25 protein-coding genes and 1 pseudogene are annotated in these 26,232 nt (G+C 69.9%); 12 read left to right on the top strand and 14 right to left on the bottom strand.

Translation table 11 applies throughout. From position 1 onward, the window contains the following. Positions 1–2: 2 nt before the first annotated feature. The 4 genes from NAM01S_RS19345 to NAM01S_RS19360 form a co-directional block, all read right to left on the bottom strand. Positions 3–743 (bottom strand): 16S rRNA (uracil(1498)-N(3))-methyltransferase, encoded by a 741-nt coding sequence (locus tag NAM01S_RS19345; protein WP_067787238.1) that lies wholly within the window; start codon positions 741–743, stop codon positions 3–5. Between the two features lie 4 nt (positions 744–747). Next, a complete protein-coding gene (dnaJ, locus tag NAM01S_RS19350; protein WP_067787239.1) occupies positions 748–1,905 on the bottom strand; it encodes a molecular chaperone DnaJ in 1,158 nt (385 codons plus the stop codon). A 140-nt stretch (positions 1,906–2,045) separates the two neighbouring features. Next, complete coding sequence (hrcA, locus tag NAM01S_RS19355) at positions 2,046–3,077, bottom strand: heat-inducible transcriptional repressor HrcA (RefSeq protein WP_067787327.1); 1,032 nt, start codon at positions 3,075–3,077, stop codon at positions 2,046–2,048. A 254-nt stretch (positions 3,078–3,331) separates the two neighbouring features. Beyond that, positions 3,332–3,547 (bottom strand): hypothetical protein, encoded by a 216-nt coding sequence (locus NAM01S_RS19360; RefSeq protein ID WP_067787241.1) that lies wholly within the window; start codon positions 3,545–3,547, stop codon positions 3,332–3,334. Positions 3,548–3,691: 144 nt separating this feature from the next. Between NAM01S_RS19360 and NAM01S_RS36660 the strand changes: the two genes are divergently transcribed. Both NAM01S_RS36660 and NAM01S_RS19365 read left to right on the top strand, forming a co-directional pair. Then, on the top strand, positions 3,692–3,853 hold the full coding sequence (locus tag NAM01S_RS36660; RefSeq protein WP_253798989.1) for an NAD-dependent epimerase/dehydratase family protein: 162 nt from the start codon (positions 3,692–3,694) through the stop codon (positions 3,851–3,853). After that, complete coding sequence (locus NAM01S_RS19365; protein WP_253798986.1) at positions 3,841–4,437, top strand: SDR family oxidoreductase; 597 nt, start codon at positions 3,841–3,843, stop codon at positions 4,435–4,437. The genes NAM01S_RS36660 and NAM01S_RS19365 overlap by 13 nt, the downstream gene beginning before the upstream one ends. 115 nt (positions 4,438–4,552) lie before the next feature. On the opposite strand, the gene hemW is transcribed toward NAM01S_RS19365, so the two are convergent. Both hemW and NAM01S_RS19375 read right to left on the bottom strand, forming a co-directional pair. Continuing rightward, positions 4,553–5,758, bottom strand: a complete 1,206-nt coding sequence (hemW, locus tag NAM01S_RS19370) for a radical SAM family heme chaperone HemW (protein WP_174554832.1) — start codon at positions 5,756–5,758, stop codon at positions 4,553–4,555. Positions 5,759–5,895: 137 nt separating this feature from the next. Beyond that, positions 5,896–6,303, bottom strand: coding sequence for an SgcJ/EcaC family oxidoreductase (locus NAM01S_RS19375; protein WP_067787243.1), 408 nt, complete (start codon positions 6,301–6,303; stop codon positions 5,896–5,898). Positions 6,304–6,516: 213 nt separating this feature from the next. Here NAM01S_RS19375 and NAM01S_RS37345 point away from each other — a divergent pair, with 213 nt between their 5' ends. The 6 genes from NAM01S_RS37345 (at position 6,517) to NAM01S_RS34160 (ending at position 12,944) form a co-directional block, all read left to right on the top strand. Then, the gene (locus tag NAM01S_RS37345) at positions 6,517–6,609 is read left to right on the top strand and encodes an Ms4527A family Cys-rich leader peptide (protein ID WP_355000761.1); all 93 of its coding nucleotides are present in this window, start codon (positions 6,517–6,519) and stop codon (positions 6,607–6,609) included. A 168-nt stretch (positions 6,610–6,777) separates the two neighbouring features. Then, positions 6,778–8,565: a nitrite/sulfite reductase gene (locus NAM01S_RS19380; RefSeq protein WP_084483082.1), complete on the top strand. Its 1,788-nt coding sequence runs from the start codon at positions 6,778–6,780 to the stop codon at positions 8,563–8,565. A 34-nt stretch (positions 8,566–8,599) separates the two neighbouring features. Beyond that, complete coding sequence (locus NAM01S_RS19385) at positions 8,600–9,319, top strand: phosphoadenylyl-sulfate reductase (RefSeq protein WP_067787245.1); 720 nt, start codon at positions 8,600–8,602, stop codon at positions 9,317–9,319. Next, positions 9,298–10,245, top strand: coding sequence for a sulfate adenylyltransferase subunit CysD (gene cysD / locus NAM01S_RS19390; RefSeq protein ID WP_179830894.1), 948 nt, complete (start codon positions 9,298–9,300; stop codon positions 10,243–10,245). Before NAM01S_RS19385 ends, cysD begins: the two co-directional genes overlap by 22 nt. A gap of 117 nt (positions 10,246–10,362) precedes the next feature. Continuing rightward, complete coding sequence (locus NAM01S_RS19395) at positions 10,363–11,658, top strand: sulfate adenylyltransferase subunit 1 (protein WP_067787249.1); 1,296 nt, start codon at positions 10,363–10,365, stop codon at positions 11,656–11,658. A 362-nt stretch (positions 11,659–12,020) separates the two neighbouring features. Next, positions 12,021–12,944: a sirohydrochlorin chelatase gene (locus tag NAM01S_RS34160; RefSeq protein ID WP_084483094.1), complete on the top strand. Its 924-nt coding sequence runs from the start codon at positions 12,021–12,023 to the stop codon at positions 12,942–12,944. Between the two features lie 99 nt (positions 12,945–13,043). Here NAM01S_RS34160 and NAM01S_RS19410 read toward each other — a convergent pair whose 3' ends face one another. Then, on the bottom strand, positions 13,044–13,643 hold the full coding sequence (locus NAM01S_RS19410; protein WP_067787251.1) for a TetR/AcrR family transcriptional regulator: 600 nt from the start codon (positions 13,641–13,643) through the stop codon (positions 13,044–13,046). Positions 13,644–13,694: 51 nt separating this feature from the next. Further along, positions 13,695–13,874 carry a hypothetical protein gene (locus NAM01S_RS36665; RefSeq protein ID WP_253798983.1) on the bottom strand — a complete coding sequence of 60 codons (180 nt, stop codon included), beginning with the start codon at positions 13,872–13,874 and terminating at the stop codon, positions 13,695–13,697. A 140-nt stretch (positions 13,875–14,014) separates the two neighbouring features. Between NAM01S_RS36665 and NAM01S_RS19415 the strand changes: the two are divergent. Beyond that, a pseudogene (locus NAM01S_RS19415) lies at positions 14,015–15,166 on the top strand (MFS transporter); the annotation flags it as partial. A gap of 8 nt (positions 15,167–15,174) precedes the next feature. Beyond that, the gene (locus NAM01S_RS19420; protein ID WP_067787253.1) at positions 15,175–15,867 is read left to right on the top strand and encodes an SGNH/GDSL hydrolase family protein; all 693 of its coding nucleotides are present in this window, start codon (positions 15,175–15,177) and stop codon (positions 15,865–15,867) included. A gap of 98 nt (positions 15,868–15,965) precedes the next feature. Here NAM01S_RS19420 and NAM01S_RS19425 read toward each other — a convergent pair whose 3' ends face one another. From NAM01S_RS19425 to NAM01S_RS19440, 3 genes are all read right to left on the bottom strand, one after another. Further along, entirely contained in the window at positions 15,966–16,412 is a 447-nt protein-coding gene (locus tag NAM01S_RS19425; RefSeq protein ID WP_067787254.1) for a hypothetical protein, read from the bottom strand. Between the two features lie 190 nt (positions 16,413–16,602). Then, entirely contained in the window at positions 16,603–17,304 is a 702-nt protein-coding gene (locus NAM01S_RS19430; RefSeq protein ID WP_067787256.1) for an MspA family porin, read from the bottom strand. A 296-nt stretch (positions 17,305–17,600) separates the two neighbouring features. After that, on the bottom strand, positions 17,601–18,548 hold the full coding sequence (locus NAM01S_RS19440; protein ID WP_067787259.1) for a helix-turn-helix transcriptional regulator: 948 nt from the start codon (positions 18,546–18,548) through the stop codon (positions 17,601–17,603). A 103-nt stretch (positions 18,549–18,651) separates the two neighbouring features. On the opposite strand from NAM01S_RS19440, the gene NAM01S_RS19445 reads away from it, so the two are divergent. Then, on the top strand, positions 18,652–19,065 hold the full coding sequence (locus NAM01S_RS19445) for a VOC family protein (RefSeq protein ID WP_067787261.1): 414 nt from the start codon (positions 18,652–18,654) through the stop codon (positions 19,063–19,065). Between the two features lies 1 nt (position 19,066). On the opposite strand, the gene NAM01S_RS19450 is transcribed toward NAM01S_RS19445, so the two are convergent. After that, positions 19,067–19,864: an HAD family hydrolase gene (locus NAM01S_RS19450; RefSeq protein ID WP_067787332.1), complete on the bottom strand. Its 798-nt coding sequence runs from the start codon at positions 19,862–19,864 to the stop codon at positions 19,067–19,069. Positions 19,865–20,818: 954 nt separating this feature from the next. After that, positions 20,819–23,068 carry an Hsp70 family protein gene (locus NAM01S_RS19460; RefSeq protein ID WP_067787265.1) on the bottom strand — a complete coding sequence of 750 codons (2,250 nt, stop codon included), beginning with the start codon at positions 23,066–23,068 and terminating at the stop codon, positions 20,819–20,821. 565 nt (positions 23,069–23,633) lie between these two features. Here NAM01S_RS19460 and NAM01S_RS19465 point away from each other — a divergent pair. Beyond that, on the top strand, positions 23,634–24,395 hold the full coding sequence (locus NAM01S_RS19465) for an SDR family NAD(P)-dependent oxidoreductase (protein ID WP_067787267.1): 762 nt from the start codon (positions 23,634–23,636) through the stop codon (positions 24,393–24,395). 245 nt (positions 24,396–24,640) lie between these two features. Here NAM01S_RS19465 and NAM01S_RS19470 read toward each other — a convergent pair whose 3' ends face one another. After that, entirely contained in the window at positions 24,641–26,227 is a 1,587-nt protein-coding gene (locus NAM01S_RS19470) for an FAD-dependent oxidoreductase (RefSeq protein ID WP_067787268.1), read from the bottom strand. Between the last annotated feature and the right edge of the window lie 5 nt (positions 26,228–26,232).

Below are 26,232 nucleotides of genomic sequence, written 5' to 3' on the forward strand. Positions count from 1 at the left end.
GGCTACCAGCGCGGCGTCAACGCGCCCAGCGCGCCGAGCGCGACCGCGGCCGCCGTCGACGTCCGCAGCACCGTCGGCCCGAGCAGCACGACATCGGCTCCCGCCGCGGCGAGTTCGGTGAGCTCGGCATCGTCGAGTCCGCCTTCCGGGCCCACGATCAGCACCACCTCCGGCGCCTCGCCGAACGGCAGCTCGGTGAAACGGCCGCCGCCGGATTCGTGCAGCGCCGCGACGATCGCGCCCTCGGCCTTGGCCTTTCGGACCAGCTCGAGCAGATCGCGGGTGCGGTGCAGATCGGCGACCTCGGGAATGTAGGCGCGGCGGGACTGGCGGGCCGCCGAGCGTGCCGCGGCACGCCACTTGTCGACGGCCTTGGCGGCCTTGCCCTCCCAGTTGGCCACGCAACGAGCGGCCTGCCACGGCACGATGACATCGGCGCCCGCCTCGGTCATCAGCTCGACGGCCAGCTCCGAGCGGTCCGACTTCGGCAGCGCCTGCACCACCGTGACGCGCGGCGAAACCGGTTGCGCCACGGTCTTGCCGAGCACTCTCAGGTCGAGCCGGTCGCGCTGGGCTGCGACGACCTCCGATTCGGCGAGCACACCGCGTCCGTCGGACAGGGTGATCGGCTCGCCGACCCGGATGCGCCGCACGGTCGCGGCGTGCCGTCCCTCCGGACCGTCGAGCACCGCGATCGCGCCGGGCTCGGGAATGTCGTCGAGGTAGAAGACCGTGGCGGCCAACGGCTCAGCGCCCGCTGAACGAGGCGCGCAGCCGCGCGAACAGGCCGCTGTTGTGCTCGGACTGCGCTGTCATCACCTCAGCGCGGTCGCGCTCGCGCAGGCCCTTGTACTTGCGAAGCAGTTCGGTCTGCTTGCCGTCCAACTTGGTCGGCACCACGATGTCCAGGTGCGCGATCAGGTCGCCGCGGGCGCCCGAGCGCAGCCGAGGCATGCCGTGGCCGCGCAGCACGGAGACTTCGTTGGGCTGGGTGCCGGGGGCGATGGTCAGCTCCGTCGGGCCGTCCAGGATCGTGTCGATGACCACGGTCGTGCCGAGCGCGGCGTCCACCATCGGCACCCGGATGGTGCAGTGCAGGTCGTCGCCGTCGCGGACGAACACGTCGTGCGGCTGCTCCACGATCTCCACGTACAGATCGCCCGCGTGGCCGCCGCCGGGACCGACCTCGCCCTGCGCCGCGAGCCGGACGCGCATGCCGTTGGCGACGCCCGCCGGGATGGGCGCGGCGATCTCGCGACGGGCGCGAACCCGGCCGTCGCCGCCGCACTTGTGGCATGGGTCGGGGATGGTCTCGCCCGCGCCGCGGCAGGTCGGGCACGGCCGCGAAGTGAGCACCTGGCCGAGGAACGAGCGCTGCACGGACTGGACTTCGCCTGCGCCGCCGCAGGTTTCGCAGCGCACCGGCTTGGAGTTGCCGTTGGTGCCCGCGCCGTGGCAGTTGTCACAGAGGATGGCGGTGTCGACGGTCAGGTGCTTGGTCACGCCCACCGCGCACTCGGCGAGGCTGAGGCGGGTGCGCAGCAGCGAGTCGGCGCCGGGCTGCACCCGGCCGCGCGGCTTGCGCTGACCGCCGCCCGCGCCGCTCATGCCGCCGAAGAACGCCTCGAACACGTCGCCGAGGCCGCCGAAGCCCGCGCCGGAGAAGCCTGCGCCGCCCGCCCCCGCGGACTCGAGCGGGTCGCCGCCCATGTCGACGATCCGGCGCTTCTCCGGATCGGAGAGCACCTCGTAGGCCGCCGACACGTCCTTGAACTTGGCCTGGGCGGCCTCGTCGGGGTTGACGTCCGGGTGGAGTTCGCGGGCCAGCTTGCGGTAGGCGCGCTTGATCTCCTGGTCGGTCGCGTTCTTCGCGACGCCGAGCAGTCCGTAGTAGTCCCGTGCCACTTGAGTTCTCTAGTCCTTGGTCGCTGTGACTCGCCTGTGCCGCTCCAACCGAATGACGACACCGTCGGCATTAGTCGGATGCACTCAACTTTATCCGGCCAGAGGTTCGAGGGTAGCAGCGCCGTTGGCACGGTTCGGCGTCAGCGCTCGGCCAGCACCTCGCCGATGTAGCGCGCGACGGCCGCGACCGAGGCGATGGTGCCCGGATAGTCCATCCGGGTCGGGCCGAGCACGCCCATGCCGCCGAGCACCGCGCCCTCGACGCCGTAACCGGTGGAGACCACCGATGTACTGCGCATCTGCTCGACCTGGGTCTCCTCGCCGATCCGCACCGTCACCGTGCCGGGGTGCTGCGCCGCCGCAAGCAGTTTGAGCACGATCACCTGCTCCTCCAGCGCCTCGAGCACCTGACGCAGCGAGCCGGGCAGACCGAAATCGGCGGCGTTGCGGGTGAGGTTCGCGGTGCCGCCGAGCACCAGCCGCTCCTCTGGATGTTCGACCAGGGTCTCCACCAGCACGGTCGACACCCGGATCAGTACGTCGCGCAGCTGGAGCGGGGCGCGCTCGGGGAGTTCGGCGACCGCGGCCGAGGCGGCGGCAAGGCGCTTGCCGTCCATTGCGCCGCCGAGCATGGCGCGCAGCGCGGCCAGGTCCTCGTCGTCGATCACCGCGCCGAGCTCGACCAGGCGCTGATCGACCCGGCCGGTGTCGGTGATCACCACGAGCAGCAGCCGCGCGGGATTCAGCGCGACGACCTCGATGTGGCGCACCGTCGACGCCGACACGGTCGGGTACTGCACCACCGCGACCTGCCTCGTCAGCTGGGCGAGCAGCCGAACGCCGCGGCGCAGCACGTCGTCGAGATCCACGCCGGACTCCAGGAACTCCATGATCGCGCGCCGCTCGGCGGGCGAGAGCGGCTTCACTTCGGAGATCCGGTCGACGAACTGCCGGTAGCCCTTGTCGGTGGGGATGCGCCCGGAGCTGGTGTGCGGCTGGGTGATGTAACCCTCGGCCTCGAGCACCGCCATGTCGTTGCGGACCGTCGCGCTGGAGACACCCAGATTGTGCCGCTCCACCAGGGTTTTCGAGCCGATCGGTTCCTTGGTGGCGACATAGTCCGCGACGATCGCGCGCAGGACCTCGAAGCGCCGATCCTCGGTGCTCGACATCGGCCCCACCTCCTCGCCTTCTAGATACGCCGCGGGCCCGCCGACGCATTCGGGGGCGCGTGAAACGCCGCGGCCGCCCGGTCGTCTGAGTATCCAGTTTAGTTGCCGACCCGCCAATCGCCCGTCCCGCGGGCGCGTGACAGGGTCGCAGGCAGGCATTCTCGGCGAAGATGTCGCGAACCGCAACGGGCACGGCCGATCCGCCCGGGCACCCGCGCCGGGCATCGGGCGGCAGCGCCACCGGTTCGCAGCCCTCAGCGGCTGTCGAAGCCTCTGGCGCGCTTGCCCGCCAAGGCGTCGAGCCCGAGCATGGCGAGCAGGGACTCGCAATCGGCGGCATCGTGGGCGTATCCGGCGACCGTGCGCGCGGCGATGGCGTGCTGGCGTGCGTTTTCCGCCTTTTCGGCGGCCCTGGCCTCGGCGAATTCGCCATGAACCGGAAATTGATCGATGTCTCGTGCCTGTGGCATAGGACTCCTCGGTGTCGAGCCGGAGCCTACGCGGCTTATCGAGTCTGCGATAGTCCGCACAACAGGACGTTCCCGGACACGTGTCACACCTCGGGTCACCGCATCGTCGTCTCGGCGTAGCTATCGACATGGAGGAGTCACCGGATGCGAATCGCAGTAGTCGGCGCGAGCGGGCGGATCGGCCACGAGGTGGTCGACGTGCTGAGGGACCAGGGCCACGAGGTGGTGGCGATCAGTCGTGGTGCGGGCGTGGACGTCTACACCGGCGCGGGACTGGACGGGGCGCTGGCCGGGTGGACATCGTGATCGACGCGGTCAACGCGAACACCACCGAGACCGCGGCCGTGACGGACTACTTCCGCACCATCGCGCGCAACCTGCAGCGGGAGGCGGGCGTGCGGCGGATCGCGGTCGTCTCGATCATCGGCATCGATCCGTTCACCGCGGGGCACTACGCCGGGAAGCTGGCGCACGAGGCGGCCTACCGCGAAGGTCCGGTGCCGGTGCGTGTCCTGCGCGCGGCGCAGTTCCACGAGTTCACCGAGATGATGCTCGACTGGACCACCCGCGACGACACGGCCTACGTGCCGCGCTTCCGCACCCAGCTCGTCGCGGCCCGCGTCGCCGCCGAAGAGCTGGCCACGCTCGCCCTCGCCGACGAGGCGGCCGACGTGGTCGAGCTCGCGGGACCGGAAGAGCTGAACCTCGCCGCCTCGGTGGCGAAACTCGCCGCGCGCCTCGGCAAGCCGTCCCGCGTCGAGGAGATCGTCGACACCGAGGACCCCAATCACGAACTCCAAGCCGCCGGAGCGCTGCTGCCCGGCCCCAACGCGATCCTGGCAGGGCCGACGTTCGACGAATGGCTCGACCGCAAGTACCCGGCGCGTTAGTCGCCGCGAAAAGCACTGCGGCCTTTGATGTTCCGGTCTTCGACAGCCGCCCTTCGGCTCCCGGCTATTTCGTCGGCGCGCCGCGTGCGGCGAAAGATGTTGCGGACGTGTGGATTCAGCCGAGGAGGTCGCGCACCACACCGTCGGCGAGGAGGCGGCCGCGGTCGGTGAGGACCAGGTGGTCGTCGGACCGGAATGCCAGGCCGCCGGCGATGACGCGATCGACCGCGGGGGCGGCGGAGGGAGCGAGGTCGGCGAGAGGGAGGCCGGTGCGCAGGCGCATCGTCAACATGACGCGCTCGAAGTAGCGCTCGTCGTCGGTGAGCGATTCCCAGCCCGCGGCGGGCAGGCCGCCGCGGGCGACGCGCTCGGCGTACCTGGCCGGGTGCTTGATGTTCCACCACCGCACCCCGCCGAGGTGGCTGTGCGCGCCGGGGCCCGCGCCGAGCCAGTCGCCGCCGTCCCAGTAGCCGAGGTTGTGCCTGCACCGAGCGGAATCGTTTGCCGCCCAATTGGATACCTCGTACCAGCCGAGTCCGGCGGCGGTGAGGCGGGAGTCGATGCGTTCGTAGCGGACGGCGAGCACGTCCTCGTCGGGCGCGGGCAGTTCGCCCCTGCGCACCTTGCGCGCCAGCGCGGTGCCGTCCTCGACGATGAGCGAATACGCGGAGACGTGATCGACCCCGGCCTCCAGCACCGCGTCCAGGCTGGCGTCGAGATCGGCATCGCGCTCGCCGGGCGTTCCGTAGATCAGATCCAGGTTGACGTGCTCGAAGCCCGCGGCGCGCGCCTCGCGGGCGGCGGCGACCGCGCGGCCCGGCGTGTGGGTGCGGTCCAGCACGGCGAGCACGTGCCGCGCGGCCGACTGCATCCCCAGCGAGACGCGGGTGTACCCGGCCGCCCTGATGCGCGCGAAGAACTCCGGCGACGTGGATTCCGGATTCGATTCGGTGGTCACCTCGGCGTCGGGCGCGAGGGTGAACGCCGAGCGCACGGCGTCGAGTACCTCGGCGAGACCGTCGCCGCCGAGCAGCGACGGCGTGCCGCCGCCAACGAAGACGGTCGAGACCTCGGGCGTGGCCGATGGCAGCCTGCCGAACTGCTCGGCGGCTTCGGTCAGCTCACCGCGCAGCGCCGCGAGCCACGACTGCGGCGAGGCGGAACTGCCCAGCTCACCGGCGGTGTAGGTGTTGAAGTCGCAGTAGCCGCAGCGCGTCGCGCAGAACGGCACGTGCACGTACACGCCGAACGGGCCGCCGCCGAAGTCGCGCAGCACGGGCGCGTCGGCGTCGATCTCCGAGAAGGGTACGGCGGAACTCACCCATCCAGTGTGCCCGCCGAACCGCGACGCCCTCCGCCCGGGGACCGTCGGGCGCCCTGGACGTGCCGACGATCTCGACCGCCGTGCGGTCACCTCGATCGACGGCCGGATGCCGTCGGCCGCCCGGCCATCCTCGCTCAGTCCGCGACGATCGGCGTGTTTTGGTTCGCGGTGAGCAGCCAGCGGCCGTCCTCCTTGGCCATCACATACATCGGGGTGCCCTCGCTCTCCAGGACGCCCTCGTTGGTGAAGTACCGCTGGCGCACCTTGACCGCGGCCACGTCGGGGCGGATGAACAGCACGTACTCGACCTCGTAGGTCGCCTTGCCGTGCGCGGTCGCGCCGGGCAACACAGCGGCGGTGAACTCGGCGATGGCGTCGCGGCCGAACAGGCGCTTGCCGTGGCCGGTGGTCCAGATGGCGTCCTCACGGAACAGCGCGACGAATTCGTCGACGAGCTCGTGCTGCTGCACGTGCTCCACGGTGGCGACGATCTGGCGGATGGCGGCTACTTCGACTTCTGCGTCGACGGGTGCGGTACTCATGGGATGCACCCTCGTACCTCGAGATAACTCGAGGTCAATGCGGCGTGCCGCGGTTCACATCGGACACTTCGGACGAATCACCGGCCACATTCGCGCCGGGAAATATGACGACCATCACAAATAGACCCCGCGGTCCAGGGAATTTCCCCCTGTTTCGCGGGGAATCCGGAATGACGGTCGGAACGCCCTTTCTGACATGGCACAATAGGCCTCATGCGCGCATCGGGAGTACGACTTGTGGCACGTCGCCACGTCGACTACAAGCGCGTCTGTAGCGCCTGCTGTCTGCCCGGTTCTCACCGGTAGCTCAGCGGCGCCCTTCTTCCGGTCTCCCGGCGATCCCATTCGCATCGGTCCGCTGATACCGCGGACGCGAGTCAGCCAGCCCTCACCCACCCCGCCGGCTCCGCCGGCTGCCAACCCCGGTGCGCGCCCTCAGCACAGATGTACCACCCACCCAGCAGGAGCGACCTAATGACGTCGAGTACCGACGCCGGTCCCAGCGATCAGCCGACACAGCGTCCCGAACGCCCGGCCACCGAGCGCCGCGTACGGCCGGACCGCCCGCGTCCCGAGGCGTCGACGGCGCCGCGCGCCCGCACCGGCAAGCCCGTGCGCCGCAAGTCCGAAGGTCAGTGGGCCCTCGGCTACCGGGAACCGCTCAACCCGAACGAGCAGAGCAAGAAGGACGACAACCCGCTCAACGTCCGCGCCCGCATCGAGAACATCTACGCCAAGGGCGGATTCGACAGCATCGACAAGGCCGACCTGCGCGGCCGGTTCCGCTGGTGGGGCCTCTACACCCAGCGCGAGCAGGGCTACGACGGCACATTCACCGGCGACGAGAACATCGACCTGCTCGAGGCCAAGTACTTCATGATGCGGGTGCGCTGCGACGGCGGCGCGCTGAACGTCGCGCAGCTGCGCACGCTCGGCCAGATCTCCACCGAGTTCGGCCGCGACACCGCCGACCTGTCCGACCGCGAGAACGTCCAGTACCACTGGATCGAGATCGAGAACGTGCCGGAGATCTGGCGGCGGCTCGAAGAGGTCGGCCTGCAGACCACCGAGGCGTGCGGCGACTGCCCCCGCGTCGTGCTCGGCTCGCCGCTGGCCGGTGAATCGCTGGACGAGATCATCGACACCACGCCCGCGATCGAGGAGATCGTGCGCCGCTACATCGGCGACAAGAAGTACTCGAACCTGCCGCGCAAGTTCAAGACCGCGATCTCGGGTCAGCAGGACGTGGTGCACGAGATCAACGACGTCGCGTTCGTCGGCGTCGAGCACCCCGAGCACGGCCCCGGTCTCGACCTGTGGGTCGGCGGCGGCCTGTCCACCAATCCGATGCTCGCGCAGCGCGTCGGCGCCTGGGTCCCGCTGGACGAGGTGCCCGACGTGTGGGAAGCCGTCGTCTCCCTGTACCGCGACTACGGCTACCGCCGCCTGCGCACCAAGGCGCGGCTGAAGTTCCTGATCAAGGACTGGGGCATCGAGAAGTTCCGCCAGGTGCTCGAGGACGAGTACCTGAAGCGCAAGCTGATCGACGGCCCCGCGCCGGAGCAGCCCGCCAAGCCGATCGACCACGTCGGCGTGCAACGACTGCGCAACGGTCTCAACGCTGTCGGCTTCTCCCCCATCGCCGGTCGCGTCTCGGGCACCGTGCTGACCAAGGTGGCCGACGCGGTCGAGAAGATCGGCGCCGATCGGATTCGCTTCACCCCGTACCAGAAGCTGATCGTGCTCGACGTCGCCGACGACAAGGTCGAGCAGCTCATCACCGAGCTCGAACCGCTCGGCCTGCAGGCCCGTCCGTCCATCTGGCGGCGAAACCTGCTGGCCTGCAGTGGCATCGAGTTCTGCAAGCTCTCGTTCGTCGAGACACGCAAGCGCTCCCAGGTGCTCGCGCCGGAGCTCGAGCAGCGGCTCGCCGACGTCAACGCCCAGCTGGATGTGCCGATCACGGTGAACATCAACGGCTGCCCGAACTCCTGCGGCCGGTCCCAGATCGCCGACATCGGCTTCAAGGGCCAGCTGGTGGACGACGGCGAGGGGAATCAAGTCGAGGGCTTCCAGGTTCACCTCGGTGGCAGCCTCGGACTCGACAGCGGCTTCGGCCGAAAGCTGCGCCAGCACAAGGTGACCAGCGCCGAACTCGGCGACTACATCGAGCGCGTGGTGCGCAACTTCGTCAAAAACCGGAACGCGGACGAGCGGTTCGCCCAGTGGGCGGTCCGCGCCGACGAGGCCGACCTGCGATGAGCACGATCGTGACTCGGCTGACGGGAGATCAACTGTGACAACGAAACTCGCCGACAAGCTCGCCGAAGACGAGCTGCGGGCGATCGCCGAACGCGGCGCGGCCGAACTCGGCCCCGACGCCTCGGCGCTCGACCTGCTGCGCTGGACCGAGGAGACCTTCGGCTCCGGCTACATCGTCGCCTCCAACATGCAGGACGGCGTGCTCGTGCACCTCGCGGCGCAGGTCCGTTCCGGCGTCGACGTGCTGTTCCTGGACACGGGCTATCACTTCGCCGAGACCATCGGCACCCGGGACGCGGTCGAGGCCGTGTACGGGGTCAACGTGGTCAACGTCCGCCCGGAGCACACCGTCGCCGAGCAGGACGAGCTGCTGGGCAAGGACCTGTTCGCGCGCGACGCGGGCGAGTGCTGCCGCCTGCGCAAGGTTGTGCCGCTGAAGAAGTCGCTGACCGGTTACAACGCCTGGGTCACCGGTATCCGCCGGGTGGAGGCTCCCACCCGCGCCAACGCGCCGCTGATCTCCTACGACGAAGCCTTCGGCCTGGTGAAGATCAATCCGATCGCACCGTGGTCCGACGACGAGATGGATGCCTACATCGAACAGCACGGCATCCTCGTCAATCCCCTGGTGGAGGAGGGATATCCGTCCATCGGCTGCGCTCCGTGCACACGGAAGCCGGAGCCGGGATCCGATCCGCGAAGCGGCCGTTGGGCCGGCCTCGCCAAGACCGAATGCGGGTTGCATCAATCATGACCGAGACCATCAGTGAACGCTCCCTCGGCATTTCCGACTTCGACACCCTCGCGGCGTTGGAGTCGGAGGCCATCCACATCTTCCGCGAGGTAGCGGGCGAGTTCGAGCGGCCGGTGATCCTGTTCTCCGGCGGCAAGGACTCCACCGTGCTGCTGCACCTGGCGCTCAAGGCCTTCTGGCCCGCGCCGCTGCCCTTCGCGCTGCTGCACGTGGACACCGGCCACAACCTGCCCGAGGTGCTGGAGTTCCGCGACAAGGTGGTCGAGAAGTACGGGCTGCGCCTGCACGTCGCCAGCGTCGAGGACTACCTGGCCGACGGCAGGCTCACCGAGCGCCCGGACGGCATCCGCAACCCGCTGCAGACCGTGCCGCTGCTGGACGCCATCTCCGAGAACCGCTTCGACGCGGTGTTCGGCGGCGGCCGCCGCGACGAGGAGCGCTCCCGCGCCAAGGAGCGAATCTTCTCGCTGCGCAACGCCTTCGGCCAGTGGGACCCGAAGCGCCAGCGTCCCGAGCTGTGGAACCTGTACAACGGCAGGCACGCACCGGGCGAGCACGTGCGGGTGTTCCCGCTGAGCAACTGGACCGAGCTCGACATCTGGCGCTACATCGCCAGGGAGAACGTCGAACTCGCGACCATCTACTACGCGCACGAGCGCCCGGTGTACCAGCGCGACGGCATGTGGATGACGCCGGGCGTCTGGGGCGGCCCGCGCGAGGGCGAGGTGCTGGAGACCCGCTCGGTCCGGTACCGCACCGTCGGTGACGGATCCACCACCGGCGCCATCATTTCCGACGCTGCCGACAACGAGGCGATCCTCGCCGAGGTGGCCGCGTCCCGATTGACCGAACGTGGTGCGACCCGCGGCGACGACCGGGTTTCCGAGGCCGCGATGGAAGACCGCAAGCGCGAGGGCTACTTCTAATGCGTCTCGAGCTACTCACCAGACCGAACGTGGCGCGCGGTGCCCAATCCTGGGCGAGCGACGACCGAGTCTCCGAAGCCGCGATGGAAGACCGCAAGCGAGAGGGTTATTTCTGACATGTCCGACCTATTGAGGCTGGCCACCGCCGGTTCTGTCGACGACGGCAAGTCCACCTTGGTCGGACGGCTGCTCTACGACACGAAGTCCGTGCTCGCCGACCAGATCGACGCCGTCACCCGCGCGTCGGTGGACAAGGGTCTGGCCACCCCGGACCTCTCGCTGCTCGTGGACGGGCTGCGCGCCGAGCGGGAGCAGGGCATCACCATCGATGTCGCCTACCGCTACTTCGCAACGCCCAAGCGGTCTTTCGTGCTCGCGGACACCCCGGGGCACGTGCAGTACACCCGCAACACCGTCTCCGGCGCGTCCACCGCGCAGCTGGTGATCCTGCTCGTCGACGCGCGCAAGGGCGTCATCGAGCAGACCCGCAGGCACGCGGCGGTGCTCGCGCTGCTGGGCGTGCCGAAGCTGGTGCTCGCGGTGAACAAGATCGATCTCGTCGACGACGCCGCGAGCGTGTTCGCCGAGATCTCCGCCGAGTTCAACAAGCTCACCAGCACTTTGGGCTGGGCGGCCGAGGACGTGCTGGAGATCCCGGTCTCGGCGCTGCACGGCGACAACATCGCCAGCCGCTCCGAGAACACGCCGTACTACGACGGTCCTTCGCTCATCGAGCACCTGGAGTCGGTGCCGGTCGACGCCGACAACACCGGCGCGCACTCGCTGGGTCTGCGTTTTCCTGTGCAATACGTGATCCGCCCGCGCACCGCCGAATACCCCGACTACCGCGGCTACGCGGGTCAGATCGCGGCCGGTTCGGTGGCGCCCGGCGACGAGATCGTGGTGCTGCCCTCCGGCGTGCGCACGACCGTGGAGCGCATCGACACCCCGGACGGCGAGCTGGCCGTCGCGCAGGCCGGGCGCAGCGTGACGCTGATCCTGACCGACGAGGTCGACATCTCCCGCGGCGACATCATCGCCGCCGTCGACGACGCGCCGGAACCGATCGACAGCTTCGACGCGACGGTCTGCTGGCTGGGCGACAAGCCGCTGCGCCCCGGCGCCCGGCTGCTGCTCAAGCACGGCACCCGCACCACCCAGGCCATCGTCGGCGCGCTCATCGAACGCTTCGACGAGCAGCGGCTCGCCGCGGACCCGAACCCGGAAGCGTTGGAGCTCAACGACATCGGACGCATCTCGGTGCGGGTCGCCGAGCCGATCGCGGCCGACGACTACCGGGCCAACCGGCACACCGGTAGCTTCCTGCTGATCGACCCGGCGGGCGGCAACACGCTCGGCGCGGGCCTGGTCGGCGATGTGCTGACCGCGGTCGAGGTCGGCACCGGAGCCTGAGGATGATCGACGTGTTCGCCGCGCACGGCATCGGCGCGCCGGTGCCGGTGCGCGGTGACCGTCGATTCACCGCCGCCGCGCAGGTGGCCACTGCCCCTGCGCAATTCGGCACCACACCAACGGAAATCGGTACCGCGCCAACGCGAATCATCACCGCACCTGCGCGAATCGCCGCAGCGCCCGCGCAAATCGCCGCAGCGCTTGGACAAGTCTCCGCAGCGCCCGCGCGAATCACCGCAGCGCCCGCGCGAATCTCCACAGCGCCCGCGCAAATCGCCGCAGCGCTTGGACAAGTCTCCGCAGCGCCCGCGCGAATCGTCGCGGCGTCCGCACGTATCGCCACCTCGCCAACGCAAACTTCCATGGCCCCCGCGCTGATAGCGGTCGCCCACGGCAGCCGCGACCCGCGCTCGGCCGCCACCATGGCGGCGGTCGTCGCCGAGATCGCGGCCGCCCGGCCCGATCTCGATGTCCACCTCGCCTTCCTCGATCTGAGCGCACCCTCGGTCGAGCAGGTAGTGGACGTCGTTGCGGGACAAGGTCATACCCATGCGATCGTGGTCCCCTTGTTGCTGGGCAGCGCCTTTCACGCGCGGGTCGACCTGCCCGGCCTGCTGGATGAGTGCCGCGCCAGACACCCCCACCTCCGCCTGACTCAGGCTGAGGTGCTCGGCTCCGATCCACGGTTGATCGAAGCGCTGCGTGACCGCGTGCTGGACGCGCTCGGTGCGACGGCGGTGCCGGACGATCTCGTGGCGCCCGTGATCCCCGACGGCCTTCCGCAGGTCGCTGATCCGAACGACGGCGAATCGACCGCTGCTCCCCGCACGGCCGTGGCACCCGCCGACCCGTGGCCCCGCGTGGCGCCGCCCGCTCGCAGCGCCCACATGGCGCCCACCATCCCGGTTCCGAATGCCCCGGACGTCGGCGGCACTCGCCTCGGTGTCGCCGTGGCAGCCGTCGGCTCCTCCTCCGCCGCCGCCAACGTGCGCAGCGCGGAAGTCGCCCGACAGCTGTCCGCGATGACCAACTGGCCCACCGAGATCTGCTTCGCCACCACGGAACCCACTGTCCACGAGGCGGTTTCCCGCCTGCGCGCACGCGGCGTCGATCAGGTTCTGCTGGCCCCGTGGTTCCTCGCCCCCGGTCTGCTCACCGACCGCTTGGCGACCGCGGCCCCCGAACTCGTGCACGCGAACGTCATCGGGGCGCACCACGCCATGACCGAAATCGTCTGGGACCGCTACGACGCCGCGTGGGCCGACGCCCTGCCGCTGTCCGCCTGAGTCCTCCCTCGCACCGCACCTGGAACCGGCAAGCAACAGGTCTTGGCGTACGACCCGACGAGCCTGCGCTCTACCGAATTTCGTTGCCCGCGAACAGCTTCACGACAGCAGGCGGTCGACGATCGCGCGCGCGGTGTGCACTTTGGTCTCGTCGCCGAGTTGGCGTGCCGTGCTGACCGCGCTGATGACGGCGTCGAATTCGAAGGCGAGCGCGTCCGCGTCGCGGCCGGTGAGGTCGCCCTGTTCCTGAGCTTTGCGAATCTCGGTGGTCAGGAACGTCATCCAGTCGTCGTGGTCGGCGGCGACCGCGTCGCGCACCGGGCCCGGCCTGCTGTCGAATTCGACAAGCGTGGCGGTGCGGAAGCAGCCGCCGGGGAAGACCGGCTCGGTGACGTGCGCGAACCAGTTGTCGATCAGGGCGCGTAGCCGCGGTAGGCCGCGCGGCTCGGCGAGGCTCGGCTCGATCACCCGGCCGACGAACACCTCGCGCGCGGCCTCCACCGCGGCGAGCTGCAGGGATTCCTTCGACCCGAAGAGCGTGGCGATACCGCTCTTGCTGATGCCGAGGTCGGCGGCGAGTCGCCCGATGCTCACACCGTTGAGCCCTTCGACCGACGCCACATCGGCGGCGTGCCTGGCGATCGATGCACGGGAGCGGGCGCCCTTGACCAGGCGCTGATCGGTTGTCGTCTCGGCCATGGGCCCATTCTTCCACCGCGGTCTTGCAAATACGAACGGTCGGTCGTACTTTTATTGCACGAACGGTCGTACGTTTTGTTCCGCTTCCAGAAGGATCTCCATGACCGAGGTGTCCGCACGGATCGCCAGTCCACACGCGACGAGCGCCAAAGCCACGCTGCTGATCGCGTGCGGCGCGGCGTTCATCGCCTTTCTCGATCTCTCCGTGGTCAACATCGCCTTCCCCGCCATCGCGCGCGACTATTCCGGCACCGCCGCGACCACGCTGACATGGGTCGTCAGCGGTTACGCCGTCGCGTTCGCCGCGCTGCTCACCCCCCGGCGGCCGGTTCGCCGACGCGCTCGGGCGGCGCAGGCTCTTCCTCGTCGCGCTTGCCGGTTTCGCGCTCACCTCGCTGCTGTGCGGGTTGGCGCCGAACGCGGCGTGGCTCATCGCCGGACGTCTGCTCCAGGGCGCGACGGCCGCGCTCATGGTGCCCGCGGCGCTGGGTTTGGTTTTGAGCGTGACCCCGCGCGAGCGAATCGGCGCGGCCATCGGCGCGTGGTCGGCCGCGGGCGGATTCGCCGCGGTCGTCGGCCCGGCGATCGGCGGCGGCCTGGTGGAGGCGTTCGGCTGGCGCTCGGTCTTCGTGATCAACGTGCCTGTCGCCCTAGCGCTCGTTCTGGCGGGGCTGCGCATTCCGGTGTCCGATCCGCGGCCGGTCGGCAGCGCGCTGCCGGACCCCCTCGGCACCGTGGCCGTCGCGCTCGGATTCGGCGGACTGGTCGCCGGTGTCACCGAAGGTCAGCGGTGGGGCTGGACCTCGCCGGGCACGTTGGCCGCACTGGGCGTCGGTGCGGCGCTGCTCGCCGCCGCGCTGGTTCGTTCGGCGCGGCACCACAATCCGGCGATCGCGGTCGAACTCTGGCGGAGCAGGCCGTACGCGCTGGCCAATGCCGCGTCGTTCGTCTTCGGCGCGGCGATGTTCGCCTGGCTGCTGGCCGGACCGCTGTTCCTGGACGGGATCTGGGGCTATTCGGTACTCGGCTCGGCCGCCGCGCTGACCGTCGGCGCCGTCACGTCGATGGTCAGCGCCACGCTGGCCGGGCGGGTCACCGCGCCCGCCGCGCGCCGCTGGGTCGGGGTGCTCGGGGCGTTGATGTTCACCGCGAGCCTCGTCTGGATGAGTACCGACGCGTTCGGGTCCGCTCCCGCGCTGTGGTCGGCGTGGATCCCCGCCGGACTGCTCGGCGGCGGCGCGGTCGGCATCGTGGTGACGACGCTGGGCACCGCGGCCGCGAGTTCGCTTCCGCCGCAACAGTTCGCGGCGGGCATCGGCATGAACCTGACGGCGCGGCAGGTCGGCGGCGCGCTGGGCGTCGCCGTGCTCGCGGCGGTGTTCGCCGCCCATCCCGGTGACGCGCTCGCCGGGTTCCACACCCTCTTCGCGGTCTGCGCCGGCATCGCCCTTGTCGCGGCCTTCCTGTGCGCGGTACCGAGCAGGCAGCCCGATCCAACCGCCACAGCCGTCCCTGCCAACTAGGAGTCCTCATGACGCACAACGACATTCACACCGAAGCCGACGACCCGATGCTGCTGAGCCCCGACGCCGCACGCGAGCTGCTCGCGGACGTGCCGTGGCGCCGTTTCGCCGTACTCGGCGACTCCATCGCCCAAGGCGTCGGCGATCCGAGTCCCGGCTATGACGCCATGGGCTGGGCCGACCGCCTCGCCGCCCTGCTCACCTCCGTGCGGCCCGGTCTCGCCTACCTCAACACCGGACGCATCGGCGCGACGACGGCCCAGGTGCGCGACGAACAACTCCAGCGGGTCTTGGCTTTCGAGCCGGATCTGGTGCACGTGAGCTGCGGCGGCAACGATCTGTTCCTGCCCGGCGGTGATCTCGGCCAGGTGCGGGCGAACCTCGACGGGTTGTTCGCCGCCGTGAGCCGCGGCGGCGCGCAGGTCTCGACGTTCACTCTCGCCGATGTCTGGGATGTCGAGCGGATGGCGCCGATGCGGCCGATGCGGGAGCGGATGGCCGCGCTCAACGACGTCATCCGGGAGGTGGCCGACCGCTACGACGCGATACTCGTCGACTTCTGGGACCACCCGCTGCGGCTGCGACCGCAGCTGATGAGCGCCGACCTGATCCACTTCAGCACGAGCGGGCACGCGGTGGTCGCCACGGAAATGGTGCGTGCGCTGAGCGCACGCGTCCTCGCCGACGCCGCCGCGAACTGATCCCGGGACAACGAACTGGGCCGTGCCCCAGGGCTTTACGCCCCGGGACACGGCCCAGTGGTCTACCCGGTTCCGGTGGAACCGCCGTCAGCCCCGGATCAGGGCAGCACCTGCGGCACCGACTCCGGCGCGATGGCGCCGACGAGCAGGCCAACGACCGTGCCGATGATCGCACCGTTGATCGCACCCGCGATGCCGCACGGCACCGCGAGAACGAGGAAGCCCGGCAGGCACGACGCCGCGGCGAGCACACCCGAACCCGCCGCACCGGCGGCGGCGCCTGCGGCCGCGCCGTTGGCCAGCGGATCGGAGTTCTTCGCCTCCGGGTTGGTCGCGATCTCCTCGAGCGAAATGCCCGTACCCGCAGCGACGACCCGCACCGGCTCGGCAACCTGCTGCACGACCGGAGCGGGCGCCTGCACCGGAGCCGCCTGCGCGGGGGCGGCGACCCCGACGAGTGCGACGGCGGCCGCGAACGGCAGCACACCGGCGATCAGTTTGCGGCCTGCGTTCTTGAAGGTCCCACGGACCATATTGGTTCCCATCTCTCCCCGACCCCCGATATTCATCGAATGTCATTGCGGTACATGACCGCTCCACCTCGACGAGAGTCGAGGCGGAGCAAGATCATCCTTGTCGCTGTGATCTCGGGAGCGCAAAAACAGTGGTGCGGATCACAGTTGGGAGAGGTTTAGGGTTGGCCACTTTCGGTCAAGCGACACCCGCCGGCGCGGCTCAGAACACGAAGTGCGGGCCGTAGCCTGTCGTTTGCACGATGCCGTTGCGGGCGTCGGCGCGCACGGTGAGGAACGGTATGGCCGATGCCGGGGAGAGACACCCGTTCACATTCAGCGCGGTGTTGGAGTGCGCGAAGGTGAAGGGGAAGACCGAGTCGTCGTCCAGCTCCGCCTCGGCGACCACCACGACGGTCACGCTGCCCGGGTTCAGGCTCACGGTGATCTCACCGCCGACTTCACCGAAGACCCCGAAGACGACATCCCCACCGAGAACGATCCCGAGCGGCATTTCCAGATCCAGACCGAGCAGCCCTGGCGCGAATTCGATATCGGCGCCGGTGGCCGCGGCGATGCTGATATCGATGCCTTCGGAAATATCGACCGCGCAGCCGACCAGGTAGCCACCCACGATCAACCCGCCGCGCAGCGCCGAGGCTCCCTCGAGGGTGGCCGTGAAGTTTCCGGAGACCTTGGCCGAGTGCGCGAAAGGCACTCCAAGGGCGAGGTCGCCGGTGGACACGACGGCATTGGAATCCACCGACGCGACCAGCCGCATCCCGCTTCCGTTGACCTCCCCCGGTTCAGCGTGGGCCGCGCTGCCGGAAACAGCGAAGGCACCTGCGACGGCCATCATCACCGCGGTGATCCCGGCCAGGACATGTGAATGCTTGCGGTTCATCGTGCTCCAGTCGAACGTCATCGAAACGGAACTTTCACAAACGAACTCGCACAACGACCGCGGATCGTCTTCGGCGTGTGCGGAGGGCACGCAATCGATCGGTGCAGCGCTGGTAACCGTACAGCAACGGCGAGTCGCCGACGAAGGCGGCACGCGGTGTCGCGACGAACCGCACCGGGTCGGCGATCTGCCCCACGACCGGCGCGAGCGCCCGTACCTGCGCCGAGTTACCGATCGGCGGGGCCCGAGTGCGCCTCGGCGGGTTGCGCATCGCAGCGAGGCTTTGCCTGAAAGCACTCGGCTGCAAGCCGTTTCGGCTACCGCGTCGCCCCGTATCGTCGAACCAACTCCGCACCGATCAGCGCGAGCTCCTCGCACACCTCCGGCGGCCCGAGGACCTCGATGTCCGCACCCCACCCGGCCAGCTGCTGGGCGATCATTCGCGGCGTCGGCGCGGTGACCCGAACCCGGACCCGCCCGTCGGACACCGGACCGTCGACTTCGCAGTGCCTGCCCTGCTGATCACGCAGCACCGGGAGCAGCGCGGGCGCGATGAGGGCCGTCGCCGCGGTGGCCGCGCGCCGCTGCTCCATCTCCCCGACGACCTCCTCCCATGCACCGGACAGGTCGAAATCGGCTGGGCGGTCGAAGGTTTCGTCGGTGTGGGTCGCGTTCACGATCCGGTCGACCCGGAAGGTCCTGCTGCCCCGCTCGGTGCCCGCGATCAGGTACCAGATGGCGTCCTTGTCGACCAAACCCCACGGGTCGACCATCCGCGTGGTGCGCGTGCCCGCCCGCTCGTACTCCAGCCGCACCCGGCGCCGCTGAACGACCGCGCGCTGCAACAAATCCACCACGCCGGGCCGGTTCCGGTCGCGCTGCCCCCACCGCGCGGGATCGATGATCACCGCGTCGGCCGCCGCCTCGGCGTCGGCGCGGAAGGTCTGCGGGAGGGCCCGAACGAGCTTGCGCAGCGCGGATTTCACCTCAGGGTTCGCGCTCGCCGAAGCGCCCGCCAGCAGGAACAGCGCCCGCGCCTCGGGTTCGGACAGACCGCTGAGATCCGTGCGCGCACCGCCGATCAGCGACCAGCCGCCGCCCCGGCCCGGCTGCGGATAGACCGGGATGCCCGCCGCCGACAGCGCCTCGAGATCGCGCCGTGCCGTCGCCACCGAGACCTCCAACTCCTCGGCGACCTCGGCGGCGGTCACCCGGCCGCGGGCCTGCATGAGCAGCAAGGTGGCCACCAGACGATCCGCTCGCATACCGGAAATTCTGCCGCAAAAAGTGCTCAGTTGGTGAGCACTTTGCCCGCGAGAATGGTTTCACCAGCAAGAACAGAAACGTCCGAACCGAAGGAGCACCGACATGTTGCGCGGAATGGCCACCGTCACCTACTACGCCGACGACCTCGAGGCCGCCAAGGACTGGTACGCCGAATTCCTCGGCGTCGCGCCGTACTACCACGTGCCGAACGGGTACTACGAGTTCCGCATCGGCGATTACCAGGCCGAACTCGGCATCGTGAACCGCGCCTACGCGCCGCAGGGCGCGCGCAACGAGCCGGGCGGCGGCGGCATCCTGAACTGGCATGTCGACGATCTGGAAGCCACCTTCCAGCGGCTGCTCGAGCTCGGCGCCGAGGAGTACGACCCGATCACCCCGCGCGGCAACGGCGAAGGTTTCGTCACCGCCGCGGTGGTCGACCCGTTCGGCAACATCATCGGGATCATGTCGAACCCGCACTACCGCGAGGTCGTCGCGAAGACCGGCGGCGTGTAGGTCAGCGGAACCAGCGCTCCAGCACGGTGGCGACACCGTCTGCGGCGACGTCGCCGGTCACCTCGTCGGCCAGCGCGCGAACCTCGTCCGCCGCGTTGGCCATGGCGACGGAATACCCGGCCCAGCGCAGCATTTCGCGGTCGTTGTAGCCGTCGCCGATGGCCAGTGTCGCGGCGTGCGGAATGCCGAGGGACACGCGCAGTCGTTCCAGCGCCCAGCCTTTGGAGACCCCGCGACGCGAGACCGTCAGCCACGGACCGAACTCCCCGTGCACCCAACTCGCGTCGGGCACTCGGAAGGTCCGCAACAGCGCCAGCATCTCGTCCAGCGTTCCGTCCGGCCACCAGCCGTTGAGACGCGGCGTCGGCTCGCTGCTGAGCGCGCCGTGATCGACGAGAAGATATTCGCCGATGGAGAATTCGCCGGGGCTGTCACCGGTCGCCCAGGTGCCGACCCCGACCTTCTCCACGGCGAAGATCATCTCCGGGAACAGGGCGCGCAACGCGGCGACCGCGGGCGCCGGATCGAACGCCTGCACCGCCACCGGCACGCCTTTGGCCACATCGATGTGCACCGCGCCGTTGGAACACAGCGCGTGCCCCTCGACCAGCCCGAGTTCGGCGAGCACCGGACGCGTCGTCAGCAGCGTGCGTCCGGTCGTCACCACGACGTGCGCCCCGGCCGCGACGGCCGCCGCCACCGCCGCGGCCACTCGCGCACTGATCGGCTCTCCCGTCTCGAGCAGCGTGCCGTCCACATCCAACGCGATCAGCCGCGGCCCTCCCCCAAGCGCTTTCACCTGCTCATTGTGCCCCGTGGGCCGACCGCTCGTTCGCGGTTCGAGCACGGTCGGCCGCCCGCCGGTCCGCGATGCGACGCCGACAACCGTTGCCACGCACTGCCACACACGGTGGGAAACAGTCCCGTCGTTTCCGCCAACCAGTACTTCGGCCGATGGCGACGACAACGCCTCGCGGTGGCCGCCCCGGCTGATCGACGGCGCCAGCCAGCCCCATCGACACCGCCGCTCGGTATTTCGCCCGCTCACAACGACATCGGCTGGTCGTGGCGGCCGCGAGCTGCTCAGCGGCGCGCGCCCCCGCCGCCTGCGCCGCCACCGGCACCACCACCGCCACCTGCGCCGCCGCCGACCTTCGAGCCGCCGCCGACCTTGCAACCGCCGCCAGCACCGCCGGAAGTCGAACCACCGGAAGAGGTTCCGCCCGAGCGGCCGGAGGACGAGGCTCCTCCGGAGGAGGTGCTGCCGCCGGAGGAAGCGCCACCATGTGAAGACGCACCGCCGGACGGTCGGGCTTCGAGACCGCCCTGGCGATGCCGCCCGGACCTACCGGCGATTGGGCCACGGGAAGAGATTCCGTGCGAGAAGGATCGAGCCGAGACGGTGCCGCCGGAAGACGCCCCACCGCGCCACCGCCCCACGGTTTACCGCCGCCGGATGCAGCGCCACCGCCAGCGGACGAATCGCCGCCGAGCTTGGAACCGCGCCGCGCCAACGACCCCGTAGGTGGCCACGGACGGGTATTGCGCCCGCTCACAACGACATCGGCGGGTGGTAGCGGCCGCGAGCTGCTCAGCGGCGCGCGCCGCCGCGAGTTGATCAGCGGCACGCCCCGCCACGAGTTGCTCAGCCGCGCGCCCCGCCACGAGTTGCTCAGCCGCGCGCCCCGCCACGAGTTGATCAGCCGCGCGCCCCGCCACGAGTTGCTCAGCCGCGCGCCCCGCCACGAGTTGCTCAGCGGCGCGCGCCCCCGCCGCCTGCACCACCACCGCCGCCTGCGCCGCCGCCGACCTTCGAGCCACCGCCGACCTTCGAGCCACCGCCCGCTCCGCCGGAGCCACCGGAAGTCGAGCCGCCGGAGGAGGTTCCGCCCGAGCGGCCGGAGGACGAGGCTCCGCCGGAGGAGGTGCCGCCGCCCGAGGAAGCGCCACCATGTGAAGACGCACCGCCGGACGTGGTGCCACGGCCGGTGGAATTGCCGCCACCAGAGGAGGCACCGCCGGACGACGCACCACCACCGGAGGAGGCGCCGCCGCCCGAGGAAGCTCCACCGGACGCACCGCTACCGCCGGAAGACGCGCCGCCGCCGGACGAATCACCGCCGGACGAATCACCGCCTCCGCCGGCGGAAGCACCGCCACCCGAGGACGCGCCACCACCGGATGATGCGCCCCCGGAAGAATCACCACCGGAAGACGCACCGTCCACGCCAGAATCACCGCCGGACGATGCTCCCCCGCCACCGGACGCACCGCCGCCGGAAGAACCGCCGCCCGAATCACCGTCGGACGCGCCGTCACCGGACGACCCACCCGAGGATGAACCGCCGGAGCTACCGTCGGCACCGCCGCCCGCCGCACCGCCTGCGCCGTCCGACGCGCCACCGGTGCCGCCGGACGTTCCATCGGAAGGCGTCCCACCCGTGCCGCCGGACGCATCTCCGCCCGGTGTCGAATTTCCGCCCGTCCCATCGGAACCGGCACCGTCCGTCGGCGTATCGGTACCACCGGGTGTCGTCGCGCCACCGGTGTTCGAGCCGGGCGCGGATGGCGTACCCGAGCCGGGCTGAGTGTTGCCGGGGGCCGAGGGATCCACCGGCGCCGAAGGATTCGGAGCGGGCGGATTCGGGGCCGGGTTGGTGTTGGGTTCCGACGGCAGGCCGATGCCCGGGAGCGACGGGTTCAGCCGCTCCCACGACGGCAGGCTCACCCGCGGCACGCGCTTGGTGAAGGGCAGCGGGTTGGTGAACTGGGCGGGGTCGGCGTACTGAGTCCCCGCGTATCGTCCGTCGCCGCAGCAGGTTCGGGAGTCGTTGTGCGACCCGCCGCGTGATTCATCGATCGACGGTCCGAGCGGCGCGCTGCGGCCGACCGAAGAGACGAACCGGTCGTAACCACCGCCGGAGAAGGCGTACTGGGCCGCGGGCACCGGCAGCCCCTGCCGCACGGCTTGGTCGAAGGCGGTCCCGCCGTTGGGCTCGTAGAGCAGCGTGTCGCCGGGCAGCGGCGAGGCGACAGGGAAGCGGTCGAGCACCGGAAGCAGACCGGTGTCGCCGGAGCCGCCGAAGACTGTGGCCGCCGACATGGCGAGCGCCGAAGCCACTGCGGCGCTGGAGAATACGGCCACGCGCGGTGCGGGTCGTTCCCCGGTGCTCGCCGGGGCGAAGGTGCGGGCAGCGAACCGCGCGGCCCCGACGGCGATCACCTGGCCAGGATCGGCCGACCGCACCACCGGACGACCGAGTTCGGCCAGCGTCCCGGCCACCTCGCCGGGCCGGGACGCGCCACCGACGACGAGGACGCGTCCGATGTCGGAGAGGCTGAGACCGGTGGAACGCAAACAGGCGCGCACCACTTCGAAAGAGTCCCTGATGTGTTCGGCGCGAAGGCCGTCGACGTCGACGATGGACGTCATCGAGACCGTGGCGGCGGGTACGCGGGCGTACCGAGCGATCATGTCGCCGAGCGGGCGACCGCCGAAATCATAAGAGCGCTGGGGCTTTCCAACGATCGGATGGTTGACCCAGTCCGAACCGACGCGCACGACGGACACGTCGAGGCTGGTGCCGCCGAGGTCGTAGACGAGGACGAAACCGGTCTCCAGCGGGCCGTGCTCGTATTCGAGCCATTCGGCCGCGGCCACCGGCTCGGGTATCAGCATGACGTGTCGGGCGCCGTTGAGGTCGAGCGCCTGACGTAGTAGAGCGAGCTGTTTGTCGGTGTAGATCGCCGGGTAGGTGGCCACCACGCCGGCGCTGGGCTCGGCGGCCTCCAGCAGTCCGGTCACCACCGCGGCGACGAGGTTCGCCGGTGAGAAGATCCTGCCGCCGACGACCAGGGGTTCCGGGTCGCGCGCCAGGTCGGCGAAATCGGTGATGGCCGAGCTGAACTGGGGAATGCCGCCGATGCGGGCGCCGCCCGCGTTGTCGAACGTGAGTGCCGTGCGCCTGGTGCGCACCGTGGGTCGAATCAGACCTTCGGTCACGGAAGCCGCTATGGAGTTCACTGAACCGATGCTGAAGCCCAGACATGTAGTCATTTGCTATCCCGTCAACGCACCGTGACCACGTCCAGCACACAGTCGAGCCGTGTGGCCGCGGTCGTCTTCCAAACAGCCCCCACAGGTTAGCTGCTGCTAGAACTTTCCGGATGCCGAATTGATATGGAACGTTTGGATTTCGGCAACAATGCTTCGAATGACCTGGTAGATCGTGCCATAGGATGCGGTTCACCCCCCTCGACACGCCGGAGAACACCTGCGGGACACCCGCTTCCGCTACCGCTCAGCGATTTCACGCCCTTGTTGGCAGGCAGGCGAAACGAGCCATCGGGTGAGACCGGCATATCGGTCAGCACACACCGACTGGTCGGTAACCAATACTTAGCCAGCATCACGGATTCCACGAAACGCGCCACCGCGCCCGAATAGATGACACATCAAATGCCGCGTCCGATTACCGCCAGCGATGCCGTAGCGCACTCGGTTGACTGAATACGGCGGCAACGTCCGCCACACCGAAAAGGCAAGAACGGGAAGGAAAGTGGCACAGATGTCGACACGGTTCGCGGAGCAGGTCGCGGTGATCACGGGCGCAGGCTCGGGCATCGGCAAAGCGGTGGCGATGCGATTGGCCGCCGAGGGCGCCGCGGTGGTTCTGGGGTCGCGCGGCAAGGACGCCGGTGAGCGGGTCGCCGAGGAGATTCGCGAGGCGGGCGGGCGCGCGCTGTTCGTCCCGACCGACGTCACGGTGGAGGCCGACGTCGCAAGGCTCACCGAGGCCGCCGTCGGCGAATACGGCCGTCTGGACATGGCGTTCAACAACGCGGGCGCGGTCCGGGCGTTCGGTCCGGTGGCCGAGATCGATGAGGCGGGCTGGCGCGCGGACCTGGAACTCAACCTCACGGCCGTGTTCTACGGCCTACGCCACCAGGTTCCTGCGCTCGTCGCCTCGGGTGGCGGCGCAATCCTGAACAACGCGTCGAACCTGGGCGTGGTCGGCATGGCGTCGGTGGCGCCCTACGTGGCCGCCAAGCACGGCGTCGTCGGGCTGACCAAGGCCGTCGCGCTGGAGTCCGCCGAGCAGGGCGTTCGGGTGAACGCCCTGGTGTCCGGCGCGGTGGACACCCCGGCGTTTCGGAATTCGATGGGTGCCACGCCCGAAGGCGAGGCGGCCGTCGTGGCGCTACATCCGATCGGCCGGGTCGCCGCGCCGGACGAGATCGCTTCGTTCTGCGCGTACCTGCTCAGCAGGGAGGCGAGCTTCGTCACCGGCGCGGCGCTCGCGATCGACGGTGGTTTCACCGCACGCTGAACGCACGACGCGCAACGGGCAACGCGCAACGCCGAACGCGCAACGGACCACGGGCAACGCCGACGCCTAACGGCGACGCCGAACGCGACAACGGGCAAACCGAACGCCGAACGCCGAACGCCGAACGCCGAACGCCGAACGCCACGAGGATGCACTACGCATCTCCGTGGCGTTCGACGGAAGATCGACTCGGCCCCTACCGGCGTCTGCCGGACGTACTCTTCAGCGACCGAGACCGCGGACTCTCAGACCCGGGCGAGCAGCTTGCGCAACGGCTTCTGCTGCGGAACCACATTGCCACCCGCGACGACCTCGGGCCTGCGTCCACGCACCAGCCGATCGAAATCGGCGGCGCCACCCGCGGGTTCGGGCAGGCGACCCGCGTTGTAGTCGTCGGCCAGCTGCCGCACGGTCTCCTGCGCGCAGGACTTGTTGGTGCCGATGAAGCCGGTGGGACCGCGCTTGATCCAGCCGGTGACGTAGGCGCCGGGCAGCACCGCGCCACCCGCTTCGCCGAGCACCCTGCCGTTCTCGTTCGGGATCACACCCGCCCGCTCGTCGAAGGGCAGCCCGCGCAGCGGCACGCCGCGGTAGCCGACCGAGGTGAGCACGAGCCCGGCCTCCATCCGCTCGGTCTCGCCGGTGGCGACGGCCTTGGCGCGCCCGTCGGCGTCGGTGACGAGCTCGTTGCGGCCGATCTCCAGACCGGTCACCCGGTCGTCGCCGAGCACGGCGGTGGGTGCGGCCAGGTAGCGGAACACGATTCGCTTCCGCTCGCCGAACGGCCGATCGGCGACGCTGTGCAGCAGGCGCAGCTTCTGCTCGATCTTGTACGGCAGGTCCGCGGTGATCTCCGGCAACTCGCCCTCGACCGCGATGTCCACGTCGGAGCCGAGCAGACCCACGAATTCCGGGACGGTGAACGCGGATTCGGCCGGACCGCGGCGGCCGAGCACGACCACCTCTTCGATCTTGCTCTCGCGCAACGCCCGCAGCGCGTGCGGCGCGATGTCGGTGCCGACGAGCGTCTCCGGATCGCTGGCGAGAATGCGGGCCACGTCCAGCGCGACATTGCCGTTGCCGACGATCACCGCGCGCTTCTGCGACAGATCGAACCGGGCGTCGACGTGATCGGGATGACCGTTGTACCAGGCGACGAAGTCGGTGGCCGAGACGTTGCCCGCCAGGCCCTCACCGGGGATGCCGAGTTTGCGGTCCGAGGACGCGCCGACGGCGTAGACCACCGCGTGGAAGTGACCGAGCAGCTCCTCGTGCGTCACGTGCGAGCCGACCTCGACATTCAGGTACGAACCGAAGCCGGGCTGCGCCGAGATCACGTCGAACAGCTTGCTGACCTGCCTGGTCTTGGCGTGGTCCGGCGCGACGCCGTGCCGGGCAAGACCGTAGGGCACCGGCAGCCGATCGAACACGGTGACGGACACGTTCGGCTGGGTCAGCAGCTCGTCCGCGGCGTACATCGCCGACGGACCCGAACCGACGATCGCCACCCGCAGCGGCGCGCGCTCCGCGCGGATCTCCGCCGCGGGCACCGGCCGGGCAAGCAGCGGACGCGGCCGGGACTGCCGGTAGAAGTCGGCGTTGATCTCGATGAAGGGCTTCTGCTCCTCGGTCAGCTTCTTCGACGAGGTGATGGCGTCGACGGGGCAGGCCGTGGCGCACGCGCCGCAGTCCACGCAGGCCTTCGGGTCGACGTACAGCATCTCTGCCGTCAGGAAGTCCGGCTCGTCGGGCGTGGGATGGATGCAGTTGACCGGGCAGGCGTACACGCAAGACGCGTCGCTGCAACAGGATTGGGTGACGACGTAGGGCATGGTGG

It is taken from the genome of Nocardia amikacinitolerans NBRC 108937 (assembly GCF_001612615.1).
Taxonomy (GTDB): domain Bacteria; phylum Actinomycetota; class Actinomycetes; order Mycobacteriales; family Mycobacteriaceae; genus Nocardia; species Nocardia amikacinitolerans.